The sequence below is a fragment of the Candidatus Cardinium hertigii genome (assembly GCF_050864855.1).
GTDB classification, from domain to species: Bacteria; Bacteroidota; Bacteroidia; order Cytophagales; family Amoebophilaceae; genus Cardinium; species Cardinium hertigii_C.
In genome coordinates this window covers 1-16,845 of sequence record NZ_JBOZWW010000004.1, presented here as the reverse complement: position 1 = coordinate 16,845, position 16,845 = coordinate 1, and the positions used below count along the sequence as shown (strand labels likewise).

Sequence of the window (16,845 nt, the reverse complement as noted above, 5' to 3'; positions counted from 1 at the left end):
TGGCTGTCGTCAGCTCGTGCCGTGAGGTGTTGGGTTAAGTCCTATAACGAGCGAAACCCTTTTACTTAATTGCCAGCACGTAATGGTGGGAACTTTAAGTAGACTGCCCGTGTAAGCGGGAGGAAGGAGAGGATGAGGTCAAGTCATCATGGCCTTTATGCCCAGGGCTACACACGTACTACAATGGCATGTACAAAAGGAAGCTACTTGGTAACAAGATGCAAATCCCAAAAGCATGTCTCAGTTCGGATTGAGGTCTGCAATTCGACCTCATGAAGTTGGAATCGCTAGTAATCGCGTATCAGCAATGACGCGGTGAATACGTTCTCGGACCTTGTACACACCGCCCATCAAGCCATGGGAGTTGGTAGAGCTTGAAGACAGTGGCCGTAATAGGAGCTGTTTAGTGTTAGACCAGCGACTGGGGCTAAGTTGTAACAAGGTAGCCGTACCGGAAGGTGTGGCTGGAATATCTCTTTTATAGAGTAAAATGCAGTTCCTCTCTTCTTACCACATTTATTTTAAATATTATTTCCCCCTCTATTTGTTTACAACTTATTAGTTTCTTCCTATATTTTATTTACTTAAGCCATTATCAAATCAAACCACTGAAGAAGGCCAATTAAGTTCTTAACTTTTACATTTTATTTGCCATAGTTATCACTTCTGTTATATTTGTTTTAAATGGCTATGCATTCCAATATCTAGTCCTTACTGGCCCTGCATATACATAAAAATGACCAATGGAATTATGCTATCCAAACGAAATCACCAAGCTAAAAGACATAATAAACAGGTATAATGGCTTATTTGCCCCAAATAATTGCTATATTCGTACATTACTTGTTGCTTCCACATTTTATCTATTCTACAAGAACAAATGGTTTAATGATTATAATAAACCACTAAAAATTTTAGAAAAAACGTAAAACTTTTCATTAAAATGTGTTACTAGTTATGCAACTATTTTTAATGGCCTATAATTTGCGTCTATCAAAGTTTAAAGAAATGCCACAAGATGAAAAGCAAGGTTCTTATGCTCACTACGACTGAGCCTGGTAATGCCTTTCCAGAAAATTTTAGTTGTTGGTGTGCAGGTGCATTAGAAGCAAAAGGGTGTGGTACAATGTTAGAAGTAATAAACTTAGAAAAAATCATACAGACTTCATCCAATCAACCTTTAGAGATTGAAGAAGAAAAATTAATAGTATTGCAAAATACCTTATCTCTTACAGAAAAGATAGTGCTTGTGCTTCCTGAGTACAATAGTATGCTACCAGTTGGTTTGGATAATTTTATAACCTTGGTTTCTGACAACAAGCATAAATTATCTAAATTGGTCTCTATTGTTATGGATGGTTCTACCAATCGGGATAATGATCAGCAAAGTAGTTTTTTATTCCGTTATCCAATTTATAAATTGGATATGCTTTTTGGCGAAACCTTTAGTGCCAGTCGTACACAAATTAAAAATAGTCCAACTGGCAATATGTGCCCACTCTTTGCAGAATCTTATGGTGCGCTTTGTCAGCTGATACAACAAATTCTATCATAAAAACTATCATTTTGTAAAATATATTAAAGCTTTCTTATAGTTTAAATAACGTTTGATTTGATCAGCGTAGCATTCTTTATTTCATGTTGTGACCTGCATCAGCACATTTTTCTATAAATTTATTATATTACTATTAATTAATGAGCGGTTTTATCCGTACTCTAATTTGTAAATAGCATTTATGCAGCTCTACTTAAAAATTTTTTACTACCTTTATGGACACTGTTGATCATAAATTTGGATTGCCCCAACCAGACTTTCAAGCATTACCTAAGAAAAAAGTTATATGGCCAATATTGGTTATTATAGGTGTAATAGTCATCCTTATTACGGCCAAAATGGGTTATAATGGTTATGTAAAGATGCTAAGTCAGAAAAATACTACACCTGCTCTTGACACAACAAGTAATAGTGCTGATGCTCTTCCCCAATTGGCCCATTCAAGTCAAATGAATACAAATGTTCATAAAGGCTTTAACCAATCTGTCCGAGGTGAGTCACCCTTTGAAAATAAGAAAAGTACCAAAATAAAAGAGAGCATTAGTGCTACGCAAGAGCAGCTAGTCATAAAACAAAACAAGCCACTAGTAAAGCCAGGTACCTATCAGGAATTAAGTGAGCCACAAGGCATATACCACCTAGTAGTGGTCAGTTATTTAGATAAGCGGTCTGCTAAAAAAGTGGTTCAACAACTTATGAAAAAAAAAGAAGGGGTCTGTCTTATTCTACCTAGAATAAATAAAAACAAAACAGAAATGTACTATCGTGTGACCATAGGCCATAGTAAAACTGAATCTGAAGCAAACGAAAAGCTTAAGAAATTTAAATCAAGATATCCCCATATGTTTATTTTAAAGTACTAGTGTTTTATCGTTGGGTTTGGTTTTACATCCATTCATTATTTATAATTTTATGACTACATATACCTTATTAGGGTTGCTATTAAAAGGTGGTTGGTTAATGTTGCCCCTTATAGGTCTATCTGTAATAGCTGTTTATATAATAGTAGAACGTTTGTTCATCTATCGAAAGTACTTAAACTTTTCCAGCACTTTTTTGGTATTGATGGAAGAAGCATTAAATAATGGAGACCTTTCAAAGATCAAGCATATCTGTACCGATCAAGATAATATTATACAAAAAGTAATCAGCAAAGGGATAGCAGAGCGACAAACTTCAAATGTTGCATTGATTTTAGAAAGTGTATCTAGTAAGATAATAGCTTATTTAGAAGAGAAACTTTCTTTACTAGCAACCATTTCTGGGGTTGCACCTATGATTGGCTTCTTAGGTACGGTAACAGGTATGATTCAGACATTCATGGCAATTTCTCAAGAAAATCATCATATAGCTTCTCATCTTTTTTCAAGTGGCATCTATGAAGCCATGGTGACAACCGTAGCGGGATTAATCGTTGGCATTATAGCCTATTTAGGTTATAATTATTGTATTGCTCAAGTTAATAAAGCTGTAGCAACATTAACTTATGTCGTTAATCTTTTCTTAGCCAAGGTGAGATCCCTATAGTAGAATGGTATAAAATAAATTAAAGTATGAAAATCAGTACAAAAAATAAGATAGATGCCTCTTTTAGTATGGCCTCTATGACTGATATTGTATTTTTATTATTGATTTTTTTACTCATCACAGCTAGTTATGGCCCTCAAGTGCTTCCAGTTGAGTTACCATCAAGCACAAATGAAAAAACGGAATCTATCCATGTAAACGTAACAGTTACTGCTCAATTGACCTATTATGTAGACGGTAAGCGGGTTGTCTTCAATCAGTTGCACAATGTGTTACAGGATCTACTAGCAAAAAGATCTAGTAAGGTAGTTGTATTATATATGGATAAGAGTCTTTCTATAGCTCATATGGTTAAAATAGCTGATATAGTGAATAGACTAGGTGCTACAGTTTCCATAGCAACAGAATTTGAAAAAAAATATGAAGGCTAGCTGGTTATTTTCTCCACATGGCCAAGGAATAGCCTTATCAGCTGCCTTGCATTTATTCCTTTTAGGGTTGGCTTATTCTATACGTCATACTCCAGCCCCAAGATATCCTAATCGACAGCCTTATAAAGTTGCTTTACAATCGAGGTATACAGTAGCCAAAAATAATGCTCATCATAAACCTCAACCATCCATGCAAGCTATTGATGTACCTGTTCGTCAAACCAATAATACATCTAAAAGTAAGGTAAAAAATAAACATCTTCTGCCAAAACAAGCCTTTCAAAAGCAGCCAAATGGTACAAAAGTGGTACAAAAAATCGCACCTACTCATAAAACGACTCAAATAGATAGACGGGGATTATACCATACAGGAAACCATATTCAAACGGGTGCTATGCTTGAACTAAAAGGTTGGGAGTGGGATGTAGTCCCTAATCCAAGAGATAGGACAGAAGAATGTGGTAAAATAGTTTTTGAAATTCAAGTAGATCAAAATGGTGAAATCGTTTCTATTCGAACAATTGAAAAGACCGTTACACCTATCGTAGAAAAAATTTACGCAGATGCGCTGCTTGACCTTACTTTTAGCAAAACAGCTGAGACCCCATCTGGTATTTCTACAGGTAAGGTTACGTTTGTACTAGTAGCAAAATAGCAGTATATGCGCACTTTTTGGTGCTTGTTGTAAGTTTCTATTGATTATACATTGTTTTCAATCATAATCGTCTCTAATTGTTGTAGTTCCACTACATACCAAAGTAGACTCTAAATTTTCATCAGATGAGACAGCGTAATTAATCGAATCTTCCACTTGCTTAGACTGTGCTTCTTTATCAGTCGGGGCTGTTTTTATAAGATCATTTAGGACTACTTGATCATTTGTTACTACTGAATGAGACGTATGACAGGTACTGTTTTCCCGTTGATATATAACATTTTCTTCTTCACTATTTTCATCCACCCTTTTATGATCCGAACATAGATAGATAGAATTATCTTCTTCTATTGGATCAGCTTGGAAATTCTGGCCTTCTTTTTCAGAACTACCATTTATTTCTCGAGAATTTAGGTTGGAATCATCTAGGACTGCTTGTTTATTTGCTATTACTGAATGAAACGTATGACAGGTACTGTTTTCTAGTTGATCTATATGATGCTCTTTTTTACTACTTTTATCCACCATTTTATGACCCCAATAATATACATCAATACCATTATCTCTTGCTATTGGATCAGCTAGGCAATTGTGATCCTCTTTTTCAGAGATACTATTTGTCTCTTTCGTGATAGGCTCTGCTTTACTATCGACTGACCAATATTTTTTTTCGGCTGATTTAAAGCAGGTAGTTCCATTTAAAACTATTATTCCATACCATGCTAAAATTAAAACAATTTTTTTTGAGCAAGTGATAGTTTTCATATAAGTTATTGATTTATACTATCTTTATTTTTGGCCGTTTTTACCTATTCCCCTAAACTAAATTGGTCTAGCTTAGACAAGCTAGTGATTGTTCCAACAAGGAACCAATGAAGAATGGATCTATAGTAGGTTGTATAATTAATGTAAACAAATTAATTGTATTAACGTAGTTTAGGGGCGTATATTAAAAAAATGTTCGTTAAAAAAATCTTTGTGCTTTACACTTGGAGATTAAAATAAGCAATCAAATTATTAAATCTTAGGGAGAAAACCTGTGGAAAAGATTAGGGTTTGTTGTAGAAGTCACGTTATTAAATCAGCTACTAATTCTTTTCTGTTTTTATAAACTCCGAACTATCCAAAGGTTTATTTCGTGATCAACATGGTTTATTTAGTGATCAATCTGGTCAACGTCATGTAAAAACGATCGTTTTTTGAGACATCTAAAAAATAATCGGTAAACTAATCAATTATATGTATCATATTGAGATCTCAAAAAACAAAATACTATAAACTGATTATTTTTAATATATTTTAGATAATATGAGACCGTTGTTATAGATAGTTATTATAATTTTTGATAAGGTTGTAGTTGTATTTTTTGTAGTTTTTATGGTTAAGGATGCATAAATTTCATTATTTATTGATTTTCAAGTTAATATTTGTATATTTTAGATATACCATCCCCCTAAAAACCCTTTAAAATGATATTTGGAGCTCTATATAAATTATAGGCTATAGATTCCATAACATGTTGCGTATGGGTTTTATCAAGGCCTATATACCTAGCTCCTGAACTACGGAACCACCTCTTAATACTTCCAAATACTCTTTCTACTTTATAGCGCGTCTTAGATACCAATTTATTAAACCGTTTAGCAGCAGGTGATAAGGGATGATTTCTATTACCTTTCTTTTGAATAGCTGATTTTAATTTCTTGTTTTTTAGTAAAGTTTCGTTGGGCAAACCGCTATAGCCTTTATCTCCATAGAGCCTGCTTCCTGCTTTTAGAGATACTTTATCCAATAATATAGGTAAATGGGCACCATCATGACTAGATGCTTTTGTAGTCGTGACTGCCAGAACTAAACCTTCTTTACTTTCTATAAGGACATGTCGTTTATACCCATAGTAAAGATTATGACCTTTTTTGGTCCAACTAGCTTCTGGATCTACCCCTTTTTGATAACTATGAGATACCGATATAGTACCATCCTCACGCAAATCATAGCTCTTTTTACCTTTGGGACGTCTAGGAGTAGGGGTGATAGAGGCGTCAATAACTGCACCATGCTGAACCAGAACACCATGGTTAGATAGTTGATCATTTATGATTTTTAACAATCTATCTAAAGCTTTCTTTTCTGTAAGAGCAGTCCTAAATCTGCTTAATACACTATGATCTGGTACGGAATTATCCATCGATATACCACAAAACCTGCTAAAAGTAATACGATCATTTACTTCCTCTTCGACTTGGTAATCGCTCAACCCATACCACTGCTCAAGCAATAGCATTTTAAACAAAAGAAGGGGACTATAAGCAGGCTTGCCTGATAAACGTAAACCTTTAGGATAATAAATACGCAGTTCTTTTTCTACTAATGACCAGTTAATCAGATTATTGATTTGATCAAAAAAGGTATGCTTGCATTTACGACGACTAGCTGATATATCTGATAAACTTAACTGACCGCTCACTTTGATTGACATAATAATATCATAAAATTTTTATTACAAAACCTAAACAATAATTACAAGTTAAACTTTTAATAAAATTAACAATTACTTTTTTATACTAAAATCTAAAAACCTATTGCAACGGTCTCAATATGTTAAAATTGGTATTTTATTCTGATTATATAGGTTCATCAGAACCTAAAAAGTTATTATATTGAATCTTATTCTTAATAACTATACTGTATCCTTATGGTGACCTCAAAATTTCTAAATCCCAAGAACGATGTAGCCTTTCGTAAGATATTTGGTAGTGAAAAACATAAAGATATTCTTATTCACTTTATCAATGATGTGCTAGATCTAAAAGAATCAGATAAGGTAAAAGAGGTTAGATTTTTATCTACTATTCAAGATCCAGATATTGCTTGTAAAAAAGAGAGTATAGTAGATGTGTTATGCACCGACCAGTATGGAAAGCAAATCATTGTAGAGATGGTGCGACCTGAAAGTCTTCGACCGTATTGTTTGAATGGTGAGGAATTCATTCGAAAAACAAAAGAAAGAATTCTAAGCCTTATTAAACCAGATGTTTTGCCATCTGAGTCTACGCATCAGTGCGAATCGGGCAACTGATTTGTGCCAAGCGATGCGGACAATGAACCTCTTCTTGAAAAAGAAAATGCAACATTGTGAGATGGGCATAAACTGCAAGCATCAATGCGGTTGGAGGGCTAGGCTAGTGGTATGGTGAATGTAAGTGAAGCTTTAATAAATGCCGTAACGATTAAAGAGCTAAAGATGCTGACAAGCTCTAACCAAAATGGTACGTGGAAAGGATGCATTCTTCGTTTCTGGATGCACGCAAACAGTAAATCCACCGGTATAGTGAAGCCACCTAACCCACTGATGTACGATCGAAGGAACAGGGTAAGCCTGTATTTTCGCCTTATTCAAGGCAGGTTGACCGTAAGGAACACCGTTGAGCATGCAGGTAAAGGAAAATGGAGAAAGCAAAGGCCATTCTGTAATGGAATGGATAGGATTTAGAAGATTAATCCGTGCGAAAGCAAGCAGACTTCCATTAGGTCTCTCGTGACAAGAAACTTTGTTAACCCCCTTAAGGCAGGAATGCAGATGATTACAGTGTTAAATACCGTAAGTGCACCTACCGACAACTCCCAAGCATGGAACCAGCTATCCTGGAAAAAATGCCAGAGGGTCGTTATGAGGCTACAAAGACGTATTGTTAAGGCGGTCCAAAAAGGAAGATGGGGTAAGGTAAAAGCTTTACAACATCTTCTAACACGGTCTTTTAGTGGCAAAGCTTTGGCCGTGAAAAGAGTAACGGAAAACCAAGGAAAAAAGACATCGGGTGTAGATCGTCAACTATGGTCGACCCAGAACACTAAATTTCAAGGAATAAGGCAATTAAAACAGAGAGGATACAAACCTTCTCCGCTTAAACGTATTTACATCAGTAAATCCAATGGCAAAAGCAGGCCTCTTGGAATACCCACGATGCAAGATAGAGCCATGCAAGCATTATATCTGTTTGCTCTGGAACCGGTATCTGAAACAACCAGTGATCGGCATTCCTATGGCTTTAGACCGAAAAGATCCTGCGCAGACGCTATTGCGGCTAGCCGTATATTACTAGCAACACATAATCGTCCTCAATGGATACTAGAAGGTGACATCAAAGGCTGTTTCGATAACATTAACCATGAATGGCTTATGCAGCACATTCCTATGGAGAAGCGCGTTCTTCATAGCTGGTTAAAAGCTGGATTTCTAGAATCGAAAATCCTGTATTCCACAACTGCAGGTACCCCCCAAGGCGGTATCATCTCTCCCATGCTAGCTAATCTGACCTTAGATGGCCTTGAAAAGTTATTAGAAGGAAGATTTGGAAGAATGGGCAGTAAAAAAAGAGCAAAAATCAGGAGTGGAGTAAATGTAATTAGGTACGCGGATGACTTTATCATTTCAGGAAATACACGTGAAATACTGGAAAAAGAAGTTAAACCACTAGTATCATCATTTCTTTCTGAAAGAGGTCTTATCTTGTCAGAAGAAAAGACAAAGATTACTCATACTGATACAGGATTTGATTTTCTTGGTTGTAATATACGGAGGTATAATAATAAGAAATTGATCATAAAACCTTCGAAAGAGGGTATTAAGAGATTTCTTAAAAAAGCACGTATATTAATAAGAGCAAATATAGGCAGTACACAAGCAATAATAATTAAATTACTCAATCCATTATTAAGAGGATGGGGAAACTATTATCGTCATGTATGTGCCAAGAAATCTTTTAGCAAAATAGACCATGAAATTATGTGTGCACTATGGAAGTGGGCAAAGAAAAGACATCCTCGCAAGGGATTACGTTGGATAAAACACCGTTACTTTAAAATAAGGGGTCTACGCCAATGGGTCTTTGCTTCATCTATAGCTGGAAACCATTTAAAGGAAATGCGCTTACTAAAATTAAGCGATATACCTATAAGGCGCCATATAAAAGTCAAGGCGGATGCAAATCCTCTAGACATTAGATGGAAGAAATATTTTGAAGAAAGGGCAATTCGTACAAAAATGTTTAAAAGCTCATTCTCAAAAGAAGGTTCACTACTACTAGTGTCACCACAAAAGAAACAAAACATTGTAAGTGTATGATGGACAAGCCGGTTCAAGAAAAAAAGGACTTAGATAAGGGGCTCAAGCGTAGTGCTGGGAAATTCGCATGCTGCGTTTCTAAGGGGGAGGGTGATAGTAATATCACCCTCCTACCTAACCAGGTAGCTCCCCAAGAAGGATTTGAAAAAAGAGCACAGTACTATGCCTCTAAAGCTTATTGCAGGCAACTCAACGCAGGTCAAGAAGTAGGTGCTAGATACCAAGATCTCAAAGGAGTGATCTTTATAGCTATTACGGATTATATTGTTTTCCCTGAAAAAAAAGATTATTTATCTAATCATGTTATTTTAGACTCTAAAACATATGCAAGAGATTTAAAAGATTTTTCCTTCACCTTTATAGAGTTACCAAAATTTAAGATTAAATCTATAGGGGTCACCTTGGATATTGGAAATTATTGTACGTTAAGGTTTTTTTTGTATTGTTCTATGTTAGCAGATCTGAGAGATCTGAACTTACCTGATGTTGTTTTACGCTTTCTTGGCCAGATATAATCGCCTGTCAGATTGATATGCTCCCATCCTAATGGGGATAGATGGGATAACAATTGATCATTGATTTTGATTCCCTGTTTTTTCAGAGAGTCGACAGCTCTTTCGATGTAGACGGTGTTCCATAGCGTGATCGCAGCTGTGATCAGCGTTAATCCACTAGCGCGGTAGCTCTGATTCTCCATTCTCCTATCTCTTATTTCCCCCAACCTGTGCATAAATACCGCACGGGCAAGGGCATTACGGGCTTCTCCTTTATTCAGCCCTTTTTGTACACGTCGACGCAATTCTGGATTTCGAAACCAGTTCAGCATGAATAATGTTCTTTCTATTCTCCCGATTTCTCTGAGAGCTTTTGCCAGACCGTTCTGTTTTGGATAACTGGCCAACTTCTTGAGCATTAGGGATGCAGTAACTGTCCCCTGGCTGATCGAGGTGGCTAGACGAAGCACATCAGACCAGTTTGATTCGATATCTTTCAGATTCAGGTTGTTCGCAGATATAATAGACTGAAGTCCATGGTATTGTTGGGCTTTGCCTTGAATAAAAAGCCGTTTGTCATGTAGATCTCGAATTCTTGGGCAGAATTCAAAACCAAGTAGGTGCATCATGGCAAAGACATGATCGGTGAAACCAAATGTATCGGTATAGTGTTCCCTGATTTCTAGATCACTTTCGTGATACAGCAATCCATCGAGCACATGCGTTGAATCCCTTACCCGGCTGATAACCCTGGTATAAAATGGACTGTATTGATCAGAGATATGCGTATAAAACTGAATGCCAGGATCCTGACCATATTTAGGGTTTACCTGTCCAGCGTAACGTCCAAGACTTCCGACTCTGAAGTTCTGACCGTCTGAGGATGATGTAGTACCGTCACCCCAGTATACCACCATAGGCTGTTTGCTCTGCGCATTAACTAGTTCAGCAAGAGCGGCTGAGTACGTTTCATCTCGTATATACCACGCCTGAATACCTTCTAGTGAAGATCTAGTGACTCCAGGACAGGCCTCTGCCATTTTACCGAGACCTAGGTTGATTCCATCAGCCAGGATAGTGGTTAGGAGGAGCCGAGTATCAGGGCGAATGACCTGATTTTTGAGATGAGAAAAATGGTCAGTAAACGCCGTCCAGCGGTTTACTTCATCTAGTATCTCTGTAATTTTAGGATGAGGTAACATATTATAAACCAGGTCTGTCAGCGGTGAAACCTCTGCAGGAACACTATTATCCAATGGCGTGATCTTCACTCTTTTATCAGATATTTCAACATTAGGTAAATAACCTATAAGGGCCATTTTATTTACCTCTTTAAGTCGTGATTTCAATAATGTTAGGCGACTGCCGATATATTCACTGTAATCACAAGGGATAGGAAGTGGTAACTGATGATTCTGAATCAACTTATCAAACTCATTTTCAGGAATGAGGTAATCGTCAAAGTTTTTATATCGGCGGGAACCTTTTACCCAAATATCCCCGGAACGGAGCGCACCTTTCAGTTCGTTAAGAGCGCAAAATTCATAATATTTTCGATCTATTCCGGTGGATGTAATAACAACTTTTCTCCAGCTTGCAGGGATAAAAGCTATCGGCGCTGTTGGTGGTACCTTTCTTAACTGCTTACAATACATCTCTCTGATTACTGTCAGAGCATCGGCTAGTGACTGTGCAGCTGGCGTGGCATTCAGTTCCAACGAAGACAACATTCTTGGAGCGTATTTACGTAACGTACTATATTTCTCAATGATAATATGCAGAGGATCAAAATTACTTTTTTTAATCAAACAACGGGTTTCTTCTAGACTTGTAATAAATTCTTGCCATGGCATAACATGTTCGATAGCAGTCCAAGGATCTTGGCCGGATTCACGGGCTTCAGTTAGGGCTTGACCAACAGAAATATACTGGTACAGTTTAGACTGGATAAGTTTGCCTGTCTGCTGGAGTCGCTCCGCCTGAGTTCTTTTAGCCCGGCTGAACATGCTGTTCAAGATACGCTCATGCAGATCAATGATCTCATCTGTAAGTGTGGCTCTTGCTTCTTCAATGACACATATCAGAATAGCGTGTCTTCTGCTTGATGAGAACTTAGTCAAATCTCGGCTGCTCATTTTCCGGCCCTCACGGGCAAGTTTTAGTAACCGATTCTGATGAACTAAACGTCCGATCCCTACCGGTAAGTTCATCTCCACGATCGTATTCAGACGTTCAATGTGCTGTAATACATTTTTTCCGTTAATTTTACCAGGAGGTTGAAGAATCCAAGCTAGACGTGAAAACTGATTATTTGATGAAATCAGAAGGCTGTCTAGAATAACTTTATGCGCTGGAATAAGATGAACATTCAGCGTCGAGAATACCGATTTGTCGCCGCAAACCATAGCCGATGAGCAGGTTCGCTCTAGTACATCGATGGAGGGAATAATCACGCGATTCTGCTGGATATACTTTAGAAATTCTTTTGCTAGCAGAATACCTTTATCCGTGCGTGTTGCAAGTGGAGTTAAATATGAGATGCAATCATTTTGAATCTGTTTTGTAAATTTTTTTAGTCCTAGATAGCGGTATAGCTCTATTAAATGTTCCCTGCGAGTGGTGTCTCTTACTGATGCGTAATCTTGCCAAAGTTCTTTTGATAAATTAAGTCTGCTAGCTATATGCTTGAGTAAAAAATCGGAAGGTAGTGATTTTTTATCCGGAATCATACCTATATTCTTCAGGTAACAAAGTAAGACAGAAAAACCGAATCTATTGGCTGGTTTTCGGTGCGTATGAATAAGCGCTAAATCCTGTTCGCTGAAATAAGCCATGCGGGTCAGCGTCAGTTCATCATCAGGTAAAGCTAGTAATGATGCTTTTTCGGACTTGGAAAGAATTTGTCTCCTAGGCATATAGTTTGCATTGATAATTATTTTGTAGATTAATTTTTGTTCAAATCCTTATCGCATAAGGGTGTACTCCAACAACATAACAAAAACAACACAATATCTAATCAATGATATAACCTATATGCGATAGATTCAATGACATAACCTAAATACGATAAATTCATGAGAATATGTTCATCAGGGCTTATTTGAGAGCTTCAACAGAAGATCAGTTTGTAGACCGCGGAAAAGAGATGCTTGAAAAATTTGTTCAAGAAAGAGGGCATAAAATCGCGAGCTATTACCGAGAAAATATCAGTGGAATAAAACTAGACAGACCAGAGTTGGGACGATTATTGATCGACAGTCACAAGAATGATATTTTACTGGTAGAGCAGGTAGACAGGTTGACACGGTTGACCAACAGTGACTGGGAAACACTCAAAAAGAAAATTCAACAGCATCAACTGAGAATTGTCAGCCTAGATATACCAACCTCATGGCAGGCTTTATCTGAAAAAGAACCATCACAAAATGATCCAGTAACATGTGCTGTTATTGCCGCTATCAATAATATGCTCATAGATCTCATGGCTACAATGTCCCATAAAGATTGGCTGAGTCGTCGACAACGACAAAAACAGGGAATCGAAAGAGCGCACGAACAAGGTAAATATAGGGGAAAACAAGCTGATCATGAAAGACACCAGAAAGTGATGTACTATCGAAATGAGACCGTTGCAATAGGTTTTTAGATTTTAGTATAAAAAAGTAATTGTTAATTTTATTAAAAGTTTAACTTGTAATTATTGTTTAGGTTTTGTAATAAAAATTTTATGATATTATTATGTCAATCAAAGTGAGCGGTCAGTTAAGTTTATCAGATATATCAGCTAGTCGTCGTAAATGCAAGCATACCTTTTTTGATCAAATCAATAATCTGATTAACTGGTCATTAGTAGAAAAAGAACTGCGTATTTATTATCCTAAAGGTTTACGTTTATCAGGCAAGCCTGCTTATAGTCCCCTTCTTTTGTTTAAAATGCTATTGCTTGAGCAGTGGTATGGGTTGAGCGATTACCAAGTCGAAGAGGAAGTAAATGATCGTATTACTTTTAGCAGGTTTTGTGGTATATCGATGGATAATTCCGTACCAGATCATAGTGTATTAAGCAGATTTAGGACTGCTCTTACAGAAAAGAAAGCTTTAGATAGATTGTTAAAAATCATAAATGATCAACTATCTAACCATGGTGTTCTGGTTCAGCATGGTGCAGTTATTGACGCCTCTATCACCCCTACTCCTAGACGTCCCAAAGGTAAAAAGAGCTATGATTTGCGTGAGGATGGTACTATATCGGTATCTCATAGTTATCAAAAAGGGGTAGATCCAGAAGCTAGTTGGACCAAAAAAGGTCATAATCTTTACTATGGGTATAAACGACATGTCCTTATAGAAAGTAAAGAAGGTTTAGTTCTGGCAGTCACGACTACAAAAGCATCTAGTCATGATGGTGCCCATTTACCTATATTATTGGATAAAGTATCTCTAAAAGCAGGAAGCAGGCTCTATGGAGATAAAGGCTATAGCGGTTTGCCCAACGAAACTTTACTAAAAAACAAGAAATTAAAATCAGCTATTCAAAAGAAAGGTAATAGAAATCATCCCTTATCACCTGCTGCTAAACGGTTTAATAAATTGGTATCTAAGACGCGCTATAAAGTAGAAAGAGTATTTGGAAGTATTAAGAGGTGGTTCCGTAGTTCAGGAGCTAGGTATATAGGCCTTGATAAAACCCATACGCAACATGTTATGGAATCTATAGCCTATAATTTATATAGAGCTCCAAATATCATTTTAAAGGGTTTTTAGGGGGATGGTATATCTAAAATATACAAATATTAACTTGAAAATCAATAAATAATGAAATTTATGCATCCTTAACCATAAAAACTACAAAAAATACAACTACAACCTTATCAAAAATTATAATAACTATCTATAACAACGGTCTCGAAATGTTAAAAAACTAAGTATACATGAAACCGCTCAAGCTACCGGGTACAGCGCATCGCAAGTATGCCGTATTCAACGATTGTACACTTTAAACAATTAAAAAAATCATGCTAAGCACTTTTAATAACTTGCTGGAAAATGGGAAAAATAGTATCTGAAAAATGTTGTCTATCACGTCAATTGATATAATAACTCGGAAGAAAAAACAACCCAAAGCTAGTACAGAAAACAGACCTTAACGTACAATAATTTCCAATATCCAAGGCGACCCCTATAGAATTGCTCTCTACGATGATAGAGAAGTGGTGTTACTTTTTTAAATATGCGTCCTCTACTAGCGAAGAAGACGTGCGAAAAATAATAGATTCAGATTTAGTGATCCAACGTGCCTATGAAGCGTTAAATCGTTTTAACTGGTCAGAAGAAGAATTAAGGACTTATGATAAGGAAATCAAGCGTATTATGGATAATCAGGCTGTAGAAGACTTTATGAAAAAACAAGCTAGACAAGAAGGTAGACAAGAAGGGAGAGAAGAAGGGAGAGAAAAAGGAAGACAAGAAGGGAGAGAAGAAGGTAAGCTAGAGATAGCTAAATCTATGCTTGCAAAAAGTTACCCTATAGAAGATATCATATCTATTACTGGCTTATCTAAGTGTGATATTCAAAATATTGTATAGATAAGAGATATTTAAAGTAATCAGATCTCAAAAACAGGTATCTAACTTTTGATAATTTCGCTAAGCTAATGGCAGAATAATACCTAAGATTTAGAAGAAGGGGAGGGGCTATATACAACCCACTAGAGACGCAAGAGAACCAAAAATTACTTATTATAGTGGTATATTTAGCCATACAGAAGGCATCACAAAAGTGGACTATGTCTTTACATGATTGGGGGGCAGCTATGAATCGATTTGCTATCGAATTTGATGGACGATTCTACTAGAAAATGGCACTTATACAAAATGATTTACAGGCTCTAACTATAATCCAAAACGACTGACGTTATGATGATAATCATATATTTTTTAGTTATCGTGTTAAGTATTATAACCACTTATTTTGATTTTTTTATTTTGCAGAAAATAGCGGTATTGATTACACAAATATTTACCAAAATTTTTCAATTCATTAGTTTGCCTGTTATTACACTTTCTATGGTTGTCACTATTTCTCAACATAACGAAGTCCATAAAATGAAGCATATGTGGAAAAGGTTACTCTTATATACGATAGGAACCACCATTATAGCTGCAACCATTACTGCTATTTTATATTGTATCATTAAGCCCTCTCATATAAACATGTCTAAAAATGATATTATACAGCCTTGTATTCCAAAAATGGATTACCAATCCCATTTCATGAGCTTAATTCCATCCAATATATTCAGTCCATTTATAGAAAATAATGTAATAGGTGCACTGTTTTTAAGCATTATTATGGGTATAGCTATTCAATATATATCAGACGAAAAGTCGCGTAATATAGTGATTTGTTTTTTTAAAGGGTTGCATGAAATGTTCCTAAAAATTACTTTTTGGGTTATGAAAATGATTCCATTAGCTTTATTTGGCTTTGCTACATCAACTATTATGCAGTTACGTAATGGAATCCATCTAACAGGCTTAACTAAATATTTATCCATTATAATACTGGCTAACTTAATACAAGGGCTTATTATCTTACCTTTATTTCTATACGTGAACAAAATAAAACCATGGAAAATGATGCAAGTTATGTTTCCAGCCTTATCGATTGCTTTTTTTTCTAAGTCCTCAACGGGAACTTTACCTGCGACTATAAAAGTAATAGAAGAAGACTTAGGTGTAAAAGCCACCGTTAGTAGGTTTTGCCTACCACTTTGTACTTCTATCAATATGAATGGATGTGCAGCTTTTATACTTGCAACTGTTATTTATGTAGTCGGCCCTGAAATATTATTTTTGAATAAATTTATTGAATGGATATTTCTTTATAATATATATGGTTTATCAGGCGCTCTATTTTTCTTACCCAAGATATAGGTATAACTGGTTTTGGATTAAGAATTTTAATTATATAGGTTTTAATTTATTTGACTGTGAGGGTATTAAGAATAATTTTCTTGTAATCAGTCGTAGGTTATGAGCAATAGCACATAAAATAA

The 16,845-nt window shown here is 36.1% G+C and carries 16 protein-coding genes, 1 rRNA gene and 1 pseudogene; 13 read left to right on the top strand and 5 right to left on the bottom strand.

Annotated features, from left to right (window positions below):
- The 6 genes from ACRRVB_RS00315 to ACRRVB_RS00290 form a co-directional block, all read left to right on the top strand.
- Positions 1-480 (top strand): 16S ribosomal RNA (locus ACRRVB_RS00315); the annotation flags it as partial.
- Positions 481-1,018: 538 nt separating this feature from the next.
- The gene (locus ACRRVB_RS00310) at positions 1,019-1,555 is read left to right on the top strand and encodes a hypothetical protein (protein ID WP_432466042.1); all 537 of its coding nucleotides are present in this window, start codon (positions 1,019-1,021) and stop codon (positions 1,553-1,555) included.
- Positions 1,556-1,770: 215 nt separating this feature from the next.
- Entirely contained in the window at positions 1,771-2,418 is a 648-nt protein-coding gene (locus tag ACRRVB_RS00305) for an SPOR domain-containing protein (RefSeq protein ID WP_432466041.1), read from the top strand.
- Positions 2,419-2,467: 49 nt separating this feature from the next.
- Positions 2,468-3,082 (top strand): MotA/TolQ/ExbB proton channel family protein, encoded by a 615-nt coding sequence (locus ACRRVB_RS00300; protein ID WP_432466040.1) that lies wholly within the window; start codon positions 2,468-2,470, stop codon positions 3,080-3,082.
- 26 nt (positions 3,083-3,108) lie between these two features.
- Complete coding sequence (locus tag ACRRVB_RS00295; protein ID WP_432466039.1) at positions 3,109-3,513, top strand: ExbD/TolR family protein; 405 nt, start codon at positions 3,109-3,111, stop codon at positions 3,511-3,513.
- Entirely contained in the window at positions 3,503-4,168 is a 666-nt protein-coding gene (locus ACRRVB_RS00290) for a hypothetical protein (protein ID WP_432466038.1), read from the top strand. Before ACRRVB_RS00295 ends, ACRRVB_RS00290 begins: the two co-directional genes overlap by 11 nt.
- A gap of 57 nt (positions 4,169-4,225) precedes the next feature.
- Here the strand turns inward: ACRRVB_RS00290 and ACRRVB_RS00285 are convergent, their stop codons facing one another.
- Positions 4,226-4,933, bottom strand: a complete 708-nt coding sequence (locus ACRRVB_RS00285; RefSeq protein WP_432466037.1) for a hypothetical protein — start codon at positions 4,931-4,933, stop codon at positions 4,226-4,228.
- A 688-nt stretch (positions 4,934-5,621) separates the two neighbouring features.
- Positions 5,622-6,647 (bottom strand): IS5-like element ISCca7 family transposase, encoded by a 1,026-nt coding sequence (locus ACRRVB_RS00280; protein ID WP_432466030.1) that lies wholly within the window; start codon positions 6,645-6,647, stop codon positions 5,622-5,624.
- Between the two features lie 216 nt (positions 6,648-6,863).
- Here ACRRVB_RS00280 and ACRRVB_RS00275 point away from each other — a divergent pair, with 216 nt between their 5' ends.
- Positions 6,864-7,247 (top strand): PD-(D/E)XK nuclease family transposase, encoded by a 384-nt coding sequence (locus ACRRVB_RS00275; RefSeq protein WP_432466036.1) that lies wholly within the window; start codon positions 6,864-6,866, stop codon positions 7,245-7,247.
- 159 nt (positions 7,248-7,406) lie between these two features.
- Here the strand turns inward: ACRRVB_RS00275 and ACRRVB_RS00270 are convergent, their stop codons facing one another.
- On the bottom strand, positions 7,407-7,601 hold the full coding sequence (locus ACRRVB_RS00270; RefSeq protein ID WP_432466035.1) for a hypothetical protein: 195 nt from the start codon (positions 7,599-7,601) through the stop codon (positions 7,407-7,409).
- A 141-nt stretch (positions 7,602-7,742) separates the two neighbouring features.
- Between ACRRVB_RS00270 and ltrA the strand changes: the two genes are divergently transcribed.
- On the top strand, positions 7,743-9,293 hold the full coding sequence (gene ltrA / locus ACRRVB_RS00265; protein ID WP_432466034.1) for a group II intron reverse transcriptase/maturase: 1,551 nt from the start codon (positions 7,743-7,745) through the stop codon (positions 9,291-9,293).
- Positions 9,293-9,808, top strand: a complete 516-nt coding sequence (locus ACRRVB_RS00260; protein WP_432466033.1) for a PD-(D/E)XK nuclease family transposase — start codon at positions 9,293-9,295, stop codon at positions 9,806-9,808. Before ltrA ends, ACRRVB_RS00260 begins: the two co-directional genes overlap by 1 nt.
- Here ACRRVB_RS00260 and ACRRVB_RS00255 read toward each other — a convergent pair.
- Positions 9,709-12,702, bottom strand: a complete 2,994-nt coding sequence (locus tag ACRRVB_RS00255) for a Tn3 family transposase (protein WP_432466032.1) — start codon at positions 12,700-12,702, stop codon at positions 9,709-9,711. The genes ACRRVB_RS00260 and ACRRVB_RS00255 overlap by 100 nt on opposite strands.
- Positions 12,703-12,869: 167 nt before the next feature.
- Here ACRRVB_RS00255 and ACRRVB_RS00250 point away from each other — a divergent pair, with 167 nt between their 5' ends.
- The 4 genes from ACRRVB_RS00250 (at position 12,870) to ACRRVB_RS00235 (ending at position 16,723) form a co-directional block, all read left to right on the top strand.
- On the top strand, positions 12,870-13,433 hold the full coding sequence (locus tag ACRRVB_RS00250) for a recombinase family protein (RefSeq protein ID WP_432466031.1): 564 nt from the start codon (positions 12,870-12,872) through the stop codon (positions 13,431-13,433).
- A 92-nt stretch (positions 13,434-13,525) separates the two neighbouring features.
- Positions 13,526-14,551, top strand: a complete 1,026-nt coding sequence (locus ACRRVB_RS00245; RefSeq protein ID WP_432466030.1) for an IS5-like element ISCca7 family transposase — start codon at positions 13,526-13,528, stop codon at positions 14,549-14,551.
- Between the two features lie 435 nt (positions 14,552-14,986).
- Positions 14,987-15,373, top strand: coding sequence for an RpnC/YadD family protein (locus ACRRVB_RS00240; RefSeq protein ID WP_432466029.1), 387 nt, complete (start codon positions 14,987-14,989; stop codon positions 15,371-15,373).
- 330 nt (positions 15,374-15,703) lie between these two features.
- Positions 15,704-16,723 carry a dicarboxylate/amino acid:cation symporter gene (locus ACRRVB_RS00235; protein ID WP_432466028.1) on the top strand — a complete coding sequence of 340 codons (1,020 nt, stop codon included), beginning with the start codon at positions 15,704-15,706 and terminating at the stop codon, positions 16,721-16,723.
- Here ACRRVB_RS00235 and ACRRVB_RS00230 read toward each other — a convergent pair.
- A pseudogene (locus ACRRVB_RS00230) lies at positions 16,653-16,845 on the bottom strand (IS5-like element ISCca5 family transposase); the annotation flags it as partial. The gene ACRRVB_RS00235 and the pseudogene ACRRVB_RS00230 sit on opposite strands and share 71 nt — an antisense overlap.

Coding starts and splice junctions, on each gene's coding strand:
- ACRRVB_RS00305 (WP_432466041.1), top strand. CDS start 1,771: ATGGACACTGTTGATCATAAATTTGGATTGCCCCAACCAGACTTTCAA.
- ACRRVB_RS00255 (WP_432466032.1), bottom strand. CDS start 12,702: ATGCCTAGGAGACAAATTCTTTCCAAGTCCGAAAAAGCATCATTACTA.
- ACRRVB_RS00310 (WP_432466042.1), top strand. CDS start 1,019: ATGAAAAGCAAGGTTCTTATGCTCACTACGACTGAGCCTGGTAATGCC.
- ACRRVB_RS00260 (WP_432466033.1), top strand. CDS start 9,293: ATGGACAAGCCGGTTCAAGAAAAAAAGGACTTAGATAAGGGGCTCAAG.
- ltrA (WP_432466034.1), top strand. CDS start 7,743: ATGCAGATGATTACAGTGTTAAATACCGTAAGTGCACCTACCGACAAC.
- ACRRVB_RS00300 (WP_432466040.1), top strand. CDS start 2,468: ATGACTACATATACCTTATTAGGGTTGCTATTAAAAGGTGGTTGGTTA.
- ACRRVB_RS00295 (WP_432466039.1), top strand. CDS start 3,109: ATGAAAATCAGTACAAAAAATAAGATAGATGCCTCTTTTAGTATGGCC.
- ACRRVB_RS00250 (WP_432466031.1), top strand. CDS start 12,870: ATGTTCATCAGGGCTTATTTGAGAGCTTCAACAGAAGATCAGTTTGTA.
- ACRRVB_RS00240 (WP_432466029.1), top strand. CDS start 14,987: ATGATAGAGAAGTGGTGTTACTTTTTTAAATATGCGTCCTCTACTAGC.
- ACRRVB_RS00280 (WP_432466030.1), bottom strand. CDS start 6,647: ATGTCAATCAAAGTGAGCGGTCAGTTAAGTTTATCAGATATATCAGCT.
- ACRRVB_RS00275 (WP_432466036.1), top strand. CDS start 6,864: ATGGTGACCTCAAAATTTCTAAATCCCAAGAACGATGTAGCCTTTCGT.
- ACRRVB_RS00290 (WP_432466038.1), top strand. CDS start 3,503: ATGAAGGCTAGCTGGTTATTTTCTCCACATGGCCAAGGAATAGCCTTA.
- ACRRVB_RS00235 (WP_432466028.1), top strand. CDS start 15,704: ATGATGATAATCATATATTTTTTAGTTATCGTGTTAAGTATTATAACC.
- ACRRVB_RS00270 (WP_432466035.1), bottom strand. CDS start 7,601: ATGCTCAACGGTGTTCCTTACGGTCAACCTGCCTTGAATAAGGCGAAA.
- ACRRVB_RS00285 (WP_432466037.1), bottom strand. CDS start 4,933: ATGAAAACTATCACTTGCTCAAAAAAAATTGTTTTAATTTTAGCATGG.
- ACRRVB_RS00245 (WP_432466030.1), top strand. CDS start 13,526: ATGTCAATCAAAGTGAGCGGTCAGTTAAGTTTATCAGATATATCAGCT.